The 14,890-nt window shown below is 62.5% G+C and carries 16 protein-coding genes; 7 read left to right on the top strand and 9 right to left on the bottom strand.

What is annotated here, in order from left to right; translation table 11 throughout:
- Positions 1 to 34: 34 nt before the first annotated feature.
- A complete protein-coding gene (gene ilvY / locus OU800_RS18565) occupies positions 35 to 916 on the top strand; it encodes an HTH-type transcriptional activator IlvY (RefSeq protein WP_268178813.1) in 882 nt (293 codons plus the stop codon).
- 54 nt (positions 917 to 970) lie between these two features.
- On the opposite strand, the gene ilvN is transcribed toward ilvY, so the two are convergent.
- Both ilvN and OU800_RS18575 read right to left on the bottom strand, forming a co-directional pair.
- Positions 971 to 1,462, bottom strand: coding sequence for an acetolactate synthase small subunit (gene ilvN / locus OU800_RS18570; protein ID WP_104728002.1), 492 nt, complete (start codon positions 1,460 to 1,462; stop codon positions 971 to 973).
- Position 1,463: 1 nt separating this feature from the next.
- Positions 1,464 to 3,188, bottom strand: a complete 1,725-nt coding sequence (locus OU800_RS18575; RefSeq protein ID WP_268178814.1) for an acetolactate synthase 3 large subunit — start codon at positions 3,186 to 3,188, stop codon at positions 1,464 to 1,466.
- A 403-nt stretch (positions 3,189 to 3,591) separates the two neighbouring features.
- Between OU800_RS18575 and OU800_RS18580 the strand changes: the two genes are divergently transcribed.
- Positions 3,592 to 4,023, top strand: a complete 432-nt coding sequence (locus OU800_RS18580) for a DUF4124 domain-containing protein (RefSeq protein WP_268178815.1) — start codon at positions 3,592 to 3,594, stop codon at positions 4,021 to 4,023.
- A gap of 194 nt (positions 4,024 to 4,217) precedes the next feature.
- On the opposite strand, the gene OU800_RS18585 is transcribed toward OU800_RS18580, so the two are convergent.
- From OU800_RS18585 to mrcB, 3 genes are read right to left on the bottom strand one after another with little or no spacing between them, the layout of a single operon-like run.
- Positions 4,218 to 4,544, bottom strand: a complete 327-nt coding sequence (locus OU800_RS18585) for a YqcC family protein (RefSeq protein WP_268178816.1) — start codon at positions 4,542 to 4,544, stop codon at positions 4,218 to 4,220.
- Positions 4,544 to 5,236, bottom strand: coding sequence for a tetratricopeptide repeat protein (locus tag OU800_RS18590; protein ID WP_268178817.1), 693 nt, complete (start codon positions 5,234 to 5,236; stop codon positions 4,544 to 4,546). Before OU800_RS18590 ends, OU800_RS18585 begins: the two co-directional genes overlap by 1 nt.
- A 40-nt stretch (positions 5,237 to 5,276) precedes the next feature.
- Positions 5,277 to 7,595 carry a penicillin-binding protein 1B gene (gene mrcB / locus OU800_RS18595; protein WP_268178818.1) on the bottom strand — a complete coding sequence of 773 codons (2,319 nt, stop codon included), beginning with the start codon at positions 7,593 to 7,595 and terminating at the stop codon, positions 5,277 to 5,279.
- Positions 7,596 to 7,709: 114 nt separating this feature from the next.
- Here mrcB and OU800_RS18600 point away from each other — a divergent pair, with 114 nt between their 5' ends.
- The 4 genes from OU800_RS18600 to OU800_RS18615 all read left to right on the top strand — a co-directional run bounded on the left by OU800_RS18600 (position 7,710) and on the right by OU800_RS18615 (position 10,928).
- Positions 7,710 to 9,272, top strand: a complete 1,563-nt coding sequence (locus tag OU800_RS18600) for a bifunctional aminoglycoside phosphotransferase/ATP-binding protein (RefSeq protein ID WP_268178819.1) — start codon at positions 7,710 to 7,712, stop codon at positions 9,270 to 9,272.
- Positions 9,273 to 9,353: 81 nt separating this feature from the next.
- Positions 9,354 to 9,698: a pentapeptide repeat-containing protein gene (locus OU800_RS18605; protein ID WP_268178820.1), complete on the top strand. Its 345-nt coding sequence runs from the start codon at positions 9,354 to 9,356 to the stop codon at positions 9,696 to 9,698.
- A gap of 66 nt (positions 9,699 to 9,764) precedes the next feature.
- A complete protein-coding gene (locus OU800_RS18610; RefSeq protein ID WP_268178821.1) occupies positions 9,765 to 10,037 on the top strand; it encodes a TfoX/Sxy family protein in 273 nt (90 codons plus the stop codon).
- 105 nt (positions 10,038 to 10,142) lie between these two features.
- Entirely contained in the window at positions 10,143 to 10,928 is a 786-nt protein-coding gene (locus OU800_RS18615) for a cyclic nucleotide-binding domain-containing protein (protein ID WP_268178822.1), read from the top strand.
- A gap of 264 nt (positions 10,929 to 11,192) precedes the next feature.
- On the opposite strand, the gene OU800_RS18620 is transcribed toward OU800_RS18615, so the two are convergent.
- From OU800_RS18620 to OU800_RS18635, 4 genes are read right to left on the bottom strand one after another with little or no spacing between them, the layout of a single operon-like run.
- Entirely contained in the window at positions 11,193 to 12,077 is an 885-nt protein-coding gene (locus tag OU800_RS18620) for a ChaN family lipoprotein (RefSeq protein ID WP_268178823.1), read from the bottom strand.
- A 20-nt stretch (positions 12,078 to 12,097) separates the two neighbouring features.
- Positions 12,098 to 12,865, bottom strand: a complete 768-nt coding sequence (locus tag OU800_RS18625) for a heme ABC transporter ATP-binding protein (RefSeq protein ID WP_268178824.1) — start codon at positions 12,863 to 12,865, stop codon at positions 12,098 to 12,100.
- Positions 12,865 to 13,899 (bottom strand): FecCD family ABC transporter permease, encoded by a 1,035-nt coding sequence (locus OU800_RS18630; protein ID WP_268178825.1) that lies wholly within the window; start codon positions 13,897 to 13,899, stop codon positions 12,865 to 12,867. Before OU800_RS18630 ends, OU800_RS18625 begins: the two co-directional genes overlap by 1 nt.
- Complete coding sequence (locus tag OU800_RS18635) at positions 13,899 to 14,021, bottom strand: hypothetical protein (protein ID WP_268178826.1); 123 nt, start codon at positions 14,019 to 14,021, stop codon at positions 13,899 to 13,901. Before OU800_RS18635 ends, OU800_RS18630 begins: the two co-directional genes overlap by 1 nt.
- A 491-nt stretch (positions 14,022 to 14,512) precedes the next feature.
- Here OU800_RS18635 and OU800_RS18640 point away from each other — a divergent pair, with 491 nt between their 5' ends.
- Positions 14,513 to 14,839: a Rieske (2Fe-2S) protein gene (locus OU800_RS18640; protein WP_268178827.1), complete on the top strand. Its 327-nt coding sequence runs from the start codon at positions 14,513 to 14,515 to the stop codon at positions 14,837 to 14,839.
- The last annotated feature ends 51 nt before the right edge of the window (positions 14,840 to 14,890 follow it).

A 14,890-nucleotide genomic window follows, 5' to 3' on the forward strand; every position in this document is an offset into this window, starting at 1 on the left:
ATTTGCAACACGACATGCCGATATACGAAACGTAATGGACAGTCACTCCCTCAGACTCTTTCTCTCCCTGGCAGACAACCTGCACTTCGGCAAAACCAGCCGCGAACTGCACGTCAGCCCTTCAGCACTGAGCCGCAGCATCAAGCAGCTCGAGGCCGAACTGGGTGCCACCCTATTCGTCCGCGACAATCGCTCGGTTCGCCTGACCCGCGAGGGTCAGCAGTTCCGCGAATACGCGAGCGAGGTCATGAATGGCTGGCAGGCCATCCGTCAGACCTTCATGCAGGATCAGTTGAACCTGCATGGCGAGCTGTCGCTGTATTGCTCAGTGACCGCGAGCTACAGCTTCCTCTATGACATCCTCAGCAACTTCCGCCAGGACTACCCACGCATCGAAATGAAGCTGCATACCGGCGATCCGGCGAAAGCCGTCGAGCGCGTGCAGCAGGGCCTGGAGGATCTGGCCATTGGCGCCCTCCCCGATAGCCTGCCAGCCGGCGTGGAGTTTCAGTCGATTACCCGTTCGGAGTTGCGCTTTATCGGCCCGCAAGCGCCGCAACTGTTGAACGAGGAACAGCTTCGGCAGCCGACAGCGCAGAGCTGGAAGGACGTGCCGATGATTCTTTCGGAGGAAGGCCTGGCACGGACGCGCACCGATCGCTGGCTGAAGCGCCACAACATCAAGCCGCGTATCTATGCCCAGGTCAGCGGCAACGAAGCCATCGTCAGCATGGTCAGCCTGGGTTTCGGCATCGGCGTGGTGCCGCAGATCGTTCTGGACAACAGCCCGTTGACTGCCCGCATCCGTATCTACGACATCCAACCACCGCTCACCGCTTATGACATTGGCCTGTTCGCGCTGGAGAAACGTCTAAAGGATCCGCTGATCGCGGCTTTCTGGAATCGTCAAAGCTGACTTTCAGGCAATAAAAAGCCCCGCACCAGGCGGGGCTCTCTTTAGCCGTAGCGATCAGATACTCAGTACCTTGTCGCCACGGGCGATGCCAGTGACACCGCTACGCACGGTTTCCAGGATCGACGCAGTGCCGACTGCCTGGATGAAGCTGTCCAGCTTGTCGCTGGTGCCGGTCAGCTGCACGGTATACACGCTGCTGGTCACATCCACGATCTGGCCGCGGAAGATGTCAGTGGTGCGCTTGACCTCAGCACGCTGGGCGCCGGTGGCCTTGATCTTCACCAGCATCAGCTCGCGCTCGATATGGGCGCTTTCCGACAGGTTGACCAGCTTGACCACCTCGACCAGCTTGTTGAGGTTCTTGGTGATCTGCTCGATCACCTCGTCATGACCGACCGTGGTCAGGGTCAGGCGCGACAGCGTCGGATCCTCGGTCGGCGCAACGGTGAGGCTTTCGATGTTGTAGTTACGCTGGGAGAACAGACCGACCACGCGGGACAGTGCACCCGGCTCGTTTTCCAACAGCAGGGAAATGATGTGTCGCATGTTAGGTCCGCTCCGTCTTGCTCAGCCACATGTCACGCATTGCGCCATCCCGAATCTGCATGGGGTAGACGTGCTCGCTGGTATCCACTGCGATATCGAGGAACACCAGGCGATTCTTCAGTGCGAAGGCCTCTTCGAGACCCGGCTTGAGATCTTTCAGCTCGGTGATGCGCATGCCCACATGCCCATAGGCCTCGGCCAGCTTGACGAAGTCAGGCAGCGACTCCATGTAGGAGTGCGAGTAGCGACTGCTGTACTGCATGTCCTGCCACTGGCGAACCATGCCCAGCGCGCCGTTGTTCAGGTTGACGATCTTCACCGGCAGGTCGTACTGCAGGCAGGTCGACAGCTCCTGGATGTTCATCTGGATGCTGCCTTCGCCGGTCACGCAAGCTACGTCGGCCTCCGGGAAATTCATCTTGACGCCCATCGCCGCCGGGAAACCGAAGCCCATGGTGCCCAGGCCACCGGAGTTGATCCAGCGGTTGGGTTTGTTGAAGCGGTAGTACTGCGCCGCGAACATCTGGTGCTGGCCCACGTCGGAGGTGATGAAGGCATCGCCTTTGGTCACTTCGCAGAGGGTCTCGATCACGGCCTGCGGCTTGATGATCGAACCGTCGCCCTCGTTGTAGGGGAACAGACGGCCACTGCCGCGCCACTCGTCGATCTGCTTCCACCAGCTAGCAACCGTGTCCTTGTTCGGGGTTTCGCCGATTTCCTTGAGGATGGCGACCATCTCGGTCAGCACGCTATCCACCGGGCCGACGATCGGAATATCGGCCTTGATGGTCTTGGAGATCGAGGCCGGGTCGATGTCGATGTGGATGATCTTGGCATTCGGGCAGAACTTGGCCGCGCCGTTGATCACCCGGTCATCGAAACGCGCACCAACGGCCAGGATCACGTCGGCATGGTGCATCGCCAGGTTGGCGGTGTAGCTGCCGTGCATGCCGAGCATGCCGAGGAACTGGCGATCGGTGCCGGGGTAACCACCCAGGCCCATCAGGGTATTGGTCACCGGCAGGTTGAGCATCTGCGCCAGCTCGGTCAGCGGCGCGGAGGCATTGCCCATGATCACGCCACCACCGGAGTACAGCACCGGGCGCTTGGCCGCCAGTACCATCTCGGCTGCCTTGCGGATCTGCCCGGAATGACCACGTACGGCCGGGCTGTAGGAGCGCAGCTTGACCTTCTTCGGATAGACGTACTCGAACTTCTGGGTTGGATCGCCCATGTCCTTGGGAATGTCGACCACCACCGGGCCGGGACGACCGGACTCGGCGAGGTAGAACGCCTTTTTCAGCACCTCGGGAATTTCCGCCGGGTGCTTGATGATGAAGCTGTGCTTCACGATCGGCCGGGAGATACCGACCATGTCGGTTTCCTGGAAGGCATCGGTACCGACCATGTTGCTCGGCACCTGACCGGAAATCACCACCATGGGAATCGAGTCCATGTAAGCCGTGGCGATACCGGTGATGGCATTGGTCGCACCCGGGCCGGAAGTCACCAGCACCACGCCGGCCTTGCCGGTGGCGCGGGCATAACCATCTGCCATGTGGGTCGCGGCCTGCTCGTGGCGAACCAGGACGTGAGTCACTTCCGGTTCCTTGAACAGGGCATCGTAGATATGCAGGAGGGCACCACCCGGGTACCCATAGATGTACTTAACGCCTTCGTCACGCAGGAAGCGGACGACCATTTCAGCGCCAGATAAGAGCTCCACGTTTTTCACCTCTTGAACGCCAGTGTGCCACCCGACAGACGAGCGGCCCTTTAAGTAGGTCTTACTGTCAGCGGACATGCACGACGGTGATCGTGGATTCGGAACATCTGCTAGACGAGTAACGGAACAGCCCATGGTCTTGCGGGGCTGAACCTCCCAGCGCGAGGTAACGCGTTGCGGGTGTCACGGTTCGGCGCGGGTAGCGCCTCTTTGCACCGAGCTGGAGGACGCTTGCGGCGGACTCCACTACGGTGGAAGGCAAGATTGTTCGGGTTAGTCGCAGGCAAGTCAAGCGATGCGTGGCGATATCTTCCATCTCGCCTGTGACGCAGCGCAGGATGAACAATCAGCGCTTTTGGTTATAGTAACCAGCAGTACCGCAGTGCTCGATAAAGGAAAACGCATGCGCCTCATGATTCTTACCGGCAGTCTGTTGCTCGCCCTGAGCACCTCGACCCTGGCCAGCCAGGTGTACAAGTGGGTCGACGACAAGGGCGTGACGCACTTCGGCGCGCAGCCACCGCAAGGCCAGGAGGCCACCACCATCAACACGGCCAACCCACCACCGCATTCTGTCGCGCCTGCCGAGCCGGTCCCGGAGGTCGACAGGCAGCAGCAGGCCATCGATGAGAAGGTGAAGGATCAGGTGGCCAAGCAGGAAGCCGAGCGCAAGAAATACTGCGAGGGCGCCCGCACCAACCTTGCGCAACTGGAAAACAACCCTCGCGTACGCATCGAGGGTGAGGATGGCGAGTTGCGCCGCATCGGCGAGGACGAGCGCCAGAAGCGCATCGCCGAACTGAAGAAATCCATCGACGAGAACTGCCGCCAGTAACAGACCGTGTGAAAACGTAGCGAGCGCAGGTCAGGCAAGGCAAAAAACGGCGAAAAAGCGCAGTTTACGCGCTGTAAATGAGCATTTTTGATGGGGGCGCCTAGCTCGGACTCGCGCCCGAGCCGTTTTTTAACGCAGCATGAGCAAGCGCAGTAGTTTTCACACAGTCTGAGTAAGGCGGGCATGCGCCTGGATCAGGCGCGTGTCAGCAGGCGGTCGAACTCCCCCAGCAGTTCGAGCAACACGCGCGCCCGGTGCGGCTGCTCGCGATAGGCCATCTCGGCCATTTCCTTGATCCCCGATGCCCTCGGCAACGGGCTGGCGCTTTCCAGCAGCATTTTCATGCGCGGCAGAAAGATCCACTGCAACCATTGCTCGAAGGCCAGGGTATCGACGCAGAACGGCGCCTGGCTGGCCAGTGCCTCGGCACTGGGCGCCTCGCTCTGCCACCAGCCTAGCTGACGCAACTCGCGCTCGATCAACAGCAGTTGCTCGGCAACCTGAGCGGTTCGTTCATCCATCACAGGGTGACCCGCGCTTGCTCACGCGCCTTGGCGGCGCCTGCCGGGTCGCCCTGACGCTCGCGTGCCTGGGCGATGAGGTTCCACAGGCTGGCCTGCAAGGCAGGGCGCCCCGAGGCGTAGGTCAGACCACGCCGCGCGAACTGCTCGGCCTGTGCCGCATCGCCCTGGGCCAGGCGCACCTCGGCCAGACGGTAGAGCACCTGCGGCTCGCGCGGGGCGATACGCTGGGCACGCTCGAGACTGGAGGAGGCACCATTGAGGTCGCCGCTACCCTGCTGCTGCTGAGCGGTGGTCAGCAAGGCCAGTACCGGGCCATCGAGCTGTTCGTCCGCCGCCAGCCCACCGCCACTGGGAATGCCGCTGGGCGCACTGGGCGCCGGGCTGTAGACATTGCCCTGCGGGGCGCTGATCGGTGGTTCGTCGAAGGTCAGACCACCGCTGGACGGGGCAGCCTGCGAGCCGGTCTGCAGGGGCGTGGAAACGGCGCCCTGCGGCACCATCACCACCACGCCGGAGTCTTCTTCGATCTGTTGCGTTTGCGCCTGCGCCGGCGTTGGTGCGCTGGCACCGGCAATGCGCCCAGCCGACAGCGGCGTACCGGCATCGACCACGGGAATCGAACCCTGCGGCACGCTGCTGCAACCACCCAGAGCCGCTGTCAGCAGGGCGACAAGCCACTTCTTGTTCACATCCAGTCCTCTTCAGTAAGCGTGAAAACGGCCCGACCGATCATTGCAGCCAGCCACGTACCCAGTCCATCACCGAGTCGACCGGTGCCTGGATGCCACAGCCGGGGCCGGGAGTCGGTTCACTGCCGCGAATATAAGGCATCTGTATGGCATTCGGGCACCCGGAAGCGGAGCCTTGCCCGGTGCTGCGGTCGACCCAGGCCATGGTCACGTTATCCGGCAGGGGCATGTCCAGCGGCAAGGGATCGGCTTTGCGCATGAAGCCTGTCCAAACCTGCAGCGCGCCAGTGGCGCCGGTCAGAGGGGTCGGGCCGTTGTCGTCACGGCCGAGCCAGACCACTGCCAGCAGATCCTGGCTGAAGCCGGCGAACCAGCTATCGCGCGAGTCGTTGCTGGTGCCGGTCTTGCCGGCCAGGTTCAAGGAACTGGGCAACTGGCTGTAGACCGAACGCCCGGTGCCCTCGCGCATGACGCGCTGCATGGCATTCTGCACCAGATAGATGGCCCCCGGATCGAAGCGCTGCTGGATCTTGAACGGGTAACGGCCCAGTGGTTGACCATCGGCGGTCAGCACGCTGCGAATACCACGCAGCGGCGTGTTGAAGCCGCCATTGGCCAGGGTCTGGTACATCTCCGTGACTTCCATCGGTGTCAATGCGCCCGCCCCCAGTAACATCGACGGATAGGCCGGCCACTGGCGTTTCACTCCCAGGCGCTCGAGGGTCTGGAGCACCTTGGGCACACCGATTTCCAGGCCGAGCTTGGCCGTCGACAGGTTGTAGGAGTTGGCCAAGCCCTGATACAGGAAGATATTGCCATGGGCCTTGCGATCATAGTTCTGCGGCGTCCACACCTGACCGTCCTGCCCTTTCACGGAGAAGGGCTCATCCTCGAGCCAACTGGTCAGAGTGTACTGACTCGGGCGCTCCAGTGCCGACAGGTAGATGGCCGGTTTGACCAGCGAGCCGATCGGCCGTACCGCGTCCAGCGCACGGTTGAAGCCGGCGAAGCGCGGCTGACGGCTACCGAGCAGTGCCTGGATCTCGCCGGTTTCCGGATTGGTCACCACCATGCCGGCCTGCACCTCATCCACGCCCTTGCGGCCGGCCAGGCGTTTCATCGTATCAGCCAGGGCTTCCTCGGCCTTGAGCTGCAGAATGGGGTCGAAACTGGTGAAGATGCGTAGCCCCTCCTCGGTCAGATCCTGCTCGCGGTAATCCTCGCGCAACTGGCGCTTGACCAGATCGAGGAAGGCCGGGAAGGAACTGTCGGCCATGCGCCCACGCTGCGTCACGCCCAGTGGCTTCTGCTTGGCTGCGGCCGCCTCTTCGGGCGTGATCGAACCCTGCTCGGCGAGCAGATCGAGCACCAGGTTGCGCCGTGCCAGCGCCCGCTCTGGGTTGCGCCTGGGGTTGAAGTAGGTCGGCCCCTTGACCATGCCCACCAGCAGCGCGACCTGCTCCAGCTTGAGCTCGGAAATCGGCTGACTGAAAAAATACTGGCTGGCCAGACCGAAACCATGGATGGCGCGCTGGCCGTCCTGGCCGAGGAAGACCTCGTTGAGGTAGGCCTCGAGAATCTCGCGCTTGTCGTAATGCAGCTCCAGCAGCACCGCCATCATGGCTTCAGTGGCCTTGCGCAGCAGGGTGCGCTCGTTGGTCAGGTAGAAGTTCTTGACGAGCTGCTGGGTCAGGGTACTACCCCCCTGCACCAGGCGCCCGGAGGTGGCGTTGATCCAGATGGCACGGACGATGCCCTTGGGCGATACGCCGAAGTGCTCGAAATAGTCACGATCCTCGACGGCCACCAGGGCATCGATCAGATAAGCCGGCACCTGATCGATCTTGATCAGGATGCGATCCTCCTGATGCGCCGGGTAGAGACCGCCGATCAGCAGAGGTTCGAGCCGCGCCACCGCGAGGTTGGCGCCACCGGCCTGGGTCAGGCCGGCCACGTAGTCACCGGAGAAGCGCACGCGAATCTGCCGGGCGGGCTCGGCGCCCTCGTAGAACTGGAACCCCCGGCTGTACATGTCGATGGTATTGCCGGCAACGGCCACCGCTCCAGGGCCGTCGGCACTGCTCTGGCGGCGGTAGCCGAGCGCGTCGAGTTCGCGCAGGAAGTCGTCCTTGCTCAGTTTCTGCCCAACGAACAGCTCCAGCGGTCTGGCATAGACCTTGGCCGGCACGGTCCAGCGCTTGCCGGAGAATTTCTCCTGCACCACGGCATCGAGATAGACGGCGAAACCGGCGAGTATCACCAGGCCGACGAGGCCCAGCTTGAAGCCCCAGGCAAGCCAGGGACGCAGGCCGGAAGAACGGGTTTTCTTGCTGGAGCGAGGGGAGCTTTTTCGAGTCATGGCGGGATTATACGCACTTTACACAGGGGCCAGCAGGACTGGCCGAATGGTTTGCATGGCCGTTCACAGCGGCCATAATGCCCAGCTCGAACAGCGTAAAGACAAGGAACGAACGTGAGCCAAAGCCTGATTGCCGCGCTACAGAACCCAGCCCTCTATCCACACCCGGTGGAAGAGTTTCGCGTGATTGAGACACACATTTCCTGGGTTTTGCTCACGGGCCCCTATGCCTACAAGATCAAAAAGCCGGTCAACTTCGGCTTTCTCGACTTTACCGAGCTGTCTGCACGGCAACATTTCTGCACGGAAGAACTGCGCCTCAACCAACGCCTGACCCAAGGGCTTTACCTGGAGGTGCTGTCGATCAATGGCAGCGAGCAGGCACCCACCCTGGGCGGCGAAGGCCCGGCCATCGAATATGCCCTGAAGATGCGCCAGTTTCCGCAAAGTCAGCTCCTCAGCGCCATTCAGGAACGCGGTGAGCTGGATGAACGGCATATCGATGCCCTGGCCAGCCAGATCGCGCGCTTCCACCTCAGCGCCCCGCAGGTGGCCCAGGATCATCCGCTGGGCACGCCGGAGGCGGTGATGGCACCAGTGCAACAGAATTTCGAGCAGATTCGCCCGCTGCTCAACGACAAGAACGACCTGTTGCAGCTCGACGCCCTGGAAGCCTGGGCCCAGTCCAGCTACGATCGCCTGCAACCCTTGCTGGCCGAGCGCAAGGCGCAGGGGTTCATCCGCGAATGCCACGGCGACATCCACCTGGGCAATGTCGCCCAGATCGATGGACAGGTGGTGTTGTTCGACTGCATCGAATTCAACGAGCCGTTCCGCCTGATCGACATCGCCTCGGATGCCGCCTTCCTGGCCATGGATCTCGAAGATCGTGGCCTCAAGTGCATGTCGCGACGCTTCATCAGCGCCTGGCTGGAACAGACCGGCGACTACCAGGCCCTGCAACTGCTCAATTTCTACAAGGCCTATCGCGCCATGGTGCGCGGCAAGGTAGCACTGTTCCGCCTGAGCCAGGAGCAGGACTCGGTGCAACGAGCAGTGATCCTGCGTCAGTACCGTGCCTATGCCGCCCTGGCGGAAAGCTACAGCGCCATTCCCACGCCCTTCCTGGCCATCACCCATGGCGTCTCGGCCGTCGGCAAGAGCCATGTCGCCATGCGTCTGGTGGAAGCCCTGGGTGCCATCCGCCTGCGCTCGGATGTCGAACGTAAACGCCTGTTCGGTCAGCAGCAGGCCTCACAGCAAGGCCAACTGCAGGGCGGCATCTACAGCGCCGATGCCAGCCAGGCCACCTACGAGCGCCTGCACCAACTGGCGCAACAGGCATTGCAGGCCGGTTTCGCCGTGGTCATCGATGCCACCTATCTGAAGGCAGCGCAACGCCAGGCGGCCTGGCAGGTGGCGGAAAGCACCGGCACGCCCTTCCTCATCCTCGACTGCCAGGCACCGGAGGCCGTGATCGCCAGTTGGCTAAGCCAGCGGCAGAGCGAAGGCCAGGATCCATCCGACGCCACCCTGGAAGTGATCCAGGCTCAGCAGGCCAGTCGCGAGCCACTCGATGCCCAAGAGCTGCAGCATACCGGCCATGTCGACACCCACGACAGCGCCAGCCTGGATGGCCTGCTCGAGCGCATTCGTCAGAAACTGCCGGGCATCTGACGCCCGACCACTGGCGCTGCACACCAGGCAAAGTGTGCGGCACCTTCTATACTGGCGGTAAGCCCGCAATCGGTACATGCCATGAACCAGCCACGCCAGCTCGATCATCCGCTCTATCGTCTGCTGCACAACGACGACATCAAAGGTTTCAATGCCCAGAAACCCAAGGATGTGGAGGTCGATCTGTCGGGCGGAGACTTCCGCGGCCTCGATCTGCGCAACATGGATACCGAATTGGTCAATTTCACTGACGCCTACTTCCGTGGCGCAGACCTGCGCGGCCTGGATTTCCGTCATACCAAGATAGAAGGCGCCAGCCTGGCCCATGCGCAGATTTCCGGTACCTATTTCCCCGTCGAACTGACAGCCGATGAGATTCTCATGTCGGTGAATTTCGGCACACGCCTGCGTTATCGCACCAAATAGCGGCATAGACTCTAGACCACCCGCAGCCCCTGGCTGACGAATAGCGCATAGACGCAGGGAGGCCCGGTGAACGACGAACTGCAACGCCTGAAGAACCTCGGCAAGACATCTGCCCAATGGCTGCATGCGGTCGGCATCCATACCGCTGGCGACCTGCGCCGCCACGGTGCTGTAGGCGCCTATCGAGCGGTACGCTCCAGAGGGTTTCGCGCCTCGAAGGTATTGCTCTACGCCATCGAGGGCGCCCTGCTCGACATCCATTGGAGCGAGTTGTCAGCGACACACAAGGCGGCGCTCAACGGCGAATTGCAAGAAGCCCCGCCACACAACAAGAGTTAGCTCACAACACCTGAGCGCAAGGATTGCCGAGGCAAGCGCCACCGCCTATTGTTTCAGGGACGTCCGTACCCTTCGCCAGCCCAGCCCGTTCAAGGAATTACCGTCATGTATTTACTCGGGGAGCAACCGGCCTACGCCAATCAGTTGATCAATCGCCTACAGAGCATCCCCGCTCAACTGCTGGCCGGGCTCGAGCCCATAGGCGAACCACTGCTCATCGAGCGTACGGACGATCTGGCCAAGGTTCTGCCAGGCAATCAGCTATTCATCATCGAGAGTGGTCTGCTTCATGCGCTGGTCGACGAACGTCCGCTGTTCTATCTGCAGGAAGGCGACCTGGTCGGCCTGCGCCAAGGCATCGAACTGCCCAGTTGCCGTTACAGCAGCGAAGAACCGCTGAGCCTGACGCCCTATTCCCGTAGCGAAGTGTTCCAGCACATCCATGCCGACGAACAGCGCCAGGAGCAGTTCATCCATTACCTCATCGGTCAAACGGCTCTGCTCTCCGATGCCCTGGTACGCCTCAAGCAGCCGGAAATTCGCCCCGCCACCGGCTTCCAGCACTTCGCTGCCGGCGAGGAACTGATTCATCAGGGCGACGATGCCGACCATGTGTTCATCATCATCGAAGGCCATGCCGAAGCCTATGTCGACGGGCAGAAGGTTGGTGACGTGCAGAAGGACGAAATCTTCGGTGCCATGGCCGTCTTCACCCGTGAGAAACGCAGCGCCACCGTAGTGGCCAGCGAGCCGTGCACGGTCATGGTGATTCCCAAGGATCAGTTCCTCGGCCTGATGCAGAGCAATCCACGCATCGCCCACAGCCTGATCGAGAGCATGGCCCGGCGCATCGACCTGCTAAACAAGGAAGTCACTCAGTTGCGTAGCTAGCTCGCTGCCTGCAAGACAGAGCCCCGGCCATGTGCCGGGGCTCTTTATTTTGAGGGCCTGGGAAAAGTTGAGAAAAATTCTCAAAAAGGCGTTGACTCCAGAATGAGAATTGTTATTATTACCTCAACTGGTCGCGAGATCAGCCGATAAGCTAAAGAGACCATTCAGTCGGACTCTTCAGATTATCTCCTCATCAGGCTAATCACGGTTATTGACCCGGCTCTTGCCGGGTCTTTTTTTACCTGCAGAAAAGCAGTGCCCCGTTCAGCGCTTGAAGTGGGCGCAGAAATCCTCTTGCGGCATGCGCGCCGTGTACCAGACGTAATCAGCCATCTGCGCATCCACCCGCTGGCCCACCTCGGCCAGCAGCAACACCGCCTGGCTTCCCGGTGCCTGCAGATCCGCCAGGTGCAGCGGCACGCCGAGATCCTTGCGCACATGAAAGGCGCCAGCCAGCAGCAGGCTCGGCTGCGGCGCCGCCAGCAGCGCCTCGGCCATGCGTCGATCACGCTGTTGCTGCACGGCAAGCATGGCAGGCAACTGGCTTTGCGGCAGCATGTCGCAATGCGAGAGACGAATGTCCTGCAGCAGACGCTGCTGTACCTGCGTGGCATTGGAACGTTCGCCGACCAGCGCCGGCCGCTGCCGATAGATGCGCTGAATCTCGTCACGATCCAGGTTAGCCGCCAGCAGCGGATAAGGCTGACGCAACTGGTACAGCACCAGCGGCCCGTACAGCGACCAGCTCCAGCCGGGCTGCCAGGCCAGTGCGGCGATGGCATCCTGCGGAGGCATGCCGGCACGGCTGGAGCGCTGTGCCCGAGCGATGCGTGCCTGCTGATCCGGGTTGATCATCTCCATCAGCACGCTGCCTTGCGCTCGGTACACGGCCAGGCCACGCGATAACCAGAGCTGCAAGGCATGGTGATCCGGGTTGTCGTGCCGCTCCCCTACCAGCACCCGCTGCACCCTGGCCAGGCGTTCGAGCAAACGCTCCGGGGAGAGCCGCTCGCCCGTTCGCAGATCGTAGATCTGCCCGAATTCAACATGTTCACGCCCCAGAGGTGCCAAAGGTTGCGGTGGCGGCAGGATGATGTGCGACTGACAAGCAGCCAGCAACAGCAGGCTGCACAGGAAAAGGATGCGCATGAGGCAGGCTCCAGCAGGTTTCAACGCACGACGATCAGCGGATGATCACGCTCGGGATGGCGTTGGATCAAGACGTCCAGTCCGAACACACTATGCAGCAGGTCGGCCTGCAGCACCTGATCGGGCGAACCCTGCGCCTGCGCACGGCCTTGATGCAGGAGCACCAGGTGATCGCAGTAACGCGCGGCCAGATTGAGGTCATGCAGGATCACCAGCACGGCCACGCCGCGCTGGGCGAACGCGCGAACCGCCGCCAGCGTGGTGTGCTGATGCAGCGGGTCGAGCGCCGAGGTCGGCTCGTCGAGCAGCAGGCTGCAACCCTGCTCCCCCGGCCATAACTGCGCCATGACGCGAGCCAGGTGCACGCGCTGGCGTTCCCCGCCGGAAAGCGTCAGATAACTGCGCGATGCCAGGTGTTCGGCATCGGCGGCACGCAGTGCCTGTAACACGATTTCGGCGTCGCGCTGGCGGCCGCTGGCATGCGGCAGGCGGCCCATGGCCACCACCTCACGCACGGCAAAGGCGAAACTCAGGCTGGAGCTTTGCGGCAATACCGCCAGGCGTCGCGCCCGCGTCTGTCCTGGCCAACTGGCCAAGGGCTGCCCGTCCAGGCTGACGCTGCCCTGGCACGCCGCCACTTCGCCGCTCAGGGCCGCCAGCAGCGTGCTCTTGCCGGCGCCATTGGGGCCGAGTACCCCGAGCACGGCGCCCGGCTGCACCTGCAGATCGATGCCCTGCAGCACCAGGGTGTCGCCACGGCGCACGCCGAGATTGTCCGCCCGCAGCATCAGGCCCGTCCCCGCACCAGCAGATAGAGAAAGAACGGCGCACCGATCAGTGCGGTGACGATGCCGATCGGCAACTCGGCCGGGGCCAGCAGCATGCGCGCCAGCAGATCGGCCAGCAGCAACAGGCTGGCGCCCGCCAGCAACGAAGCCGGCAGCAGCACCCGATGATCCGGCCCCACCAGCAAACGCATCAGATGCGGCACCACCAGGCCGACGAAACCGATCAACCCGGCTGCCGCGACGGCCGCCCCGACACCCAATGCCGTGCACAAGACCAGCTCGCGCTTCAGACGCTCGACCTCGAAGCCCAGGTGGCGGGCTTCCGACTCACCCAGGAGCAAGGCATTGAGCGCCGCCGCGCGGCGTGGCAACCAGCAGGCCACGCCGACAGCGACCAGCAGCAGCGGCCACAGGCGTGAGTAACTGGCGCCATTGAGGCTGCCCAGATTCCAGAACGTCAGGCTGCGCAGCGTGGCGTCGTCGGCCAGGTAGGTGAACAGGCCAACACCAGCGCCGGCCAAGGCGGTCATCGCCACCCCGGCCAGGAGCATGGTGGCCACCTGAGTCTGGCCGTCGCGGCGGCCCAGGCGATAGACCAGCGCCGTGACCAGCAGGCCACCGAGGAAAGCACTCAGCGACAGCACGTAAGGCGACCAGGCCGGCGGCAGACTGCCCAGTTGGCTGCCCCCGACTATGGCCAGAGCCGCCCCCAGCGCGGCACCGGCCGAAACCCCGACCAGACCCGGATCGGCCAGCGGGTTACGAAACAGCCCCTGCATGGCCACCCCGGTCAACGCCAGCACGGCACCGACGCATAGCCCCAGCAAGGTACGCGGCAGGCGAATCTGCGCGACGATCAGCGCGGCCTGATGCGAACCTTCCTGGCCTACCGGCACACCGAGCAGGCGCAACAGGGCCAGGGCCGTGTCCGCCAAGGGCAGGCTCACCGCCCCCAGGGTCAGCGACAACCAGATGCTCAGAAGCAACAGCGCGCTCAGCGCCAACAACAAGGTGCGAGGTCGACACGATGACATCAGCGGCTGCCGCCATAGAAGAGATGTAGATGGAACGCGGCCGCCAGTTGCACCAGGCGCTGCGGCAAGGCGTCGGCAAGTGCCATCAGGCCGAACAGCACAGGTTCCAGCATGAGGGTCATCCCATCTCTCCAGGATCCTTCTAAAAACCTAGGTGAGGCGGCCAGCGCAACCGATGGCGGCCCCGCAAAACAGGCGAAAAAAGCGTAGTTTACGCTTTGTAAATGAGCATTTTGATGGGGCGCCCAGCTCGGACTCGCGCACGAGTATGTTTTTAACGCTGCGATGGCAACGAAGGTAGCCATTAGAGGTGCCCTCCACTGCAGCCAAGGATTCGCCACAAAGGGAAAGTTTATTCGAGATCATGGCCAGGTACGAACCCAAAGCCTGTCGCAACTGAACTCGCTACAGGATTGAGGAAAAGGTCGCCCTGAACGCTCGAGTGATGGAATCAGCGAAACGCGATAAGCAACCGGATTGTCGAAAACGACCTGATGCTCAGGCCACTTGACCTTCCATCATCAAAGCCAGGAGCGCTCGCATTGCAGCCCTGGACTGCTGACCGACCGGCGGCACCTGCGCCATAATCCGCCACCAGCCCTGGGAGGTCACCATGATCCGCCTATGCGCCTCGGACGAACTGGCCGAAAGCCGGAGCCGGGGCTTCAACCTCGATGATCTGCATCTGTTCGTGGTGCGCAAGGACGGCCAGGTGCATGCCTACCGCAACCGCTGCCCGCATCGTGGCGTGTCCTTGCAATGGCAGCCGGACGACTTTCTCGACGACAGCGCCAGCCTGATTCGTTGCGCCACCCATGGTGCACTGTTTCTCATCGACTCCGGTGAATGCGTGGCCGGCCCCTGTGCCGGGCAGGCACTGCAGGCCCTGCCCTGCCGCGAGGAAGCCGGCAGCATCTGGCTGCTGGGCAGCGAATCTTGATCCCTGTCAGGCTCGGGCCCAGCCAAGCGACTAGACTGCAATCAGGGTCAT

Origin of the sequence: Pseudomonas sp. GOM7, assembly GCF_026723825.1 — a bacterium.
GTDB lineage: Bacteria > Pseudomonadota > Gammaproteobacteria > Pseudomonadales > Pseudomonadaceae > Aquipseudomonas.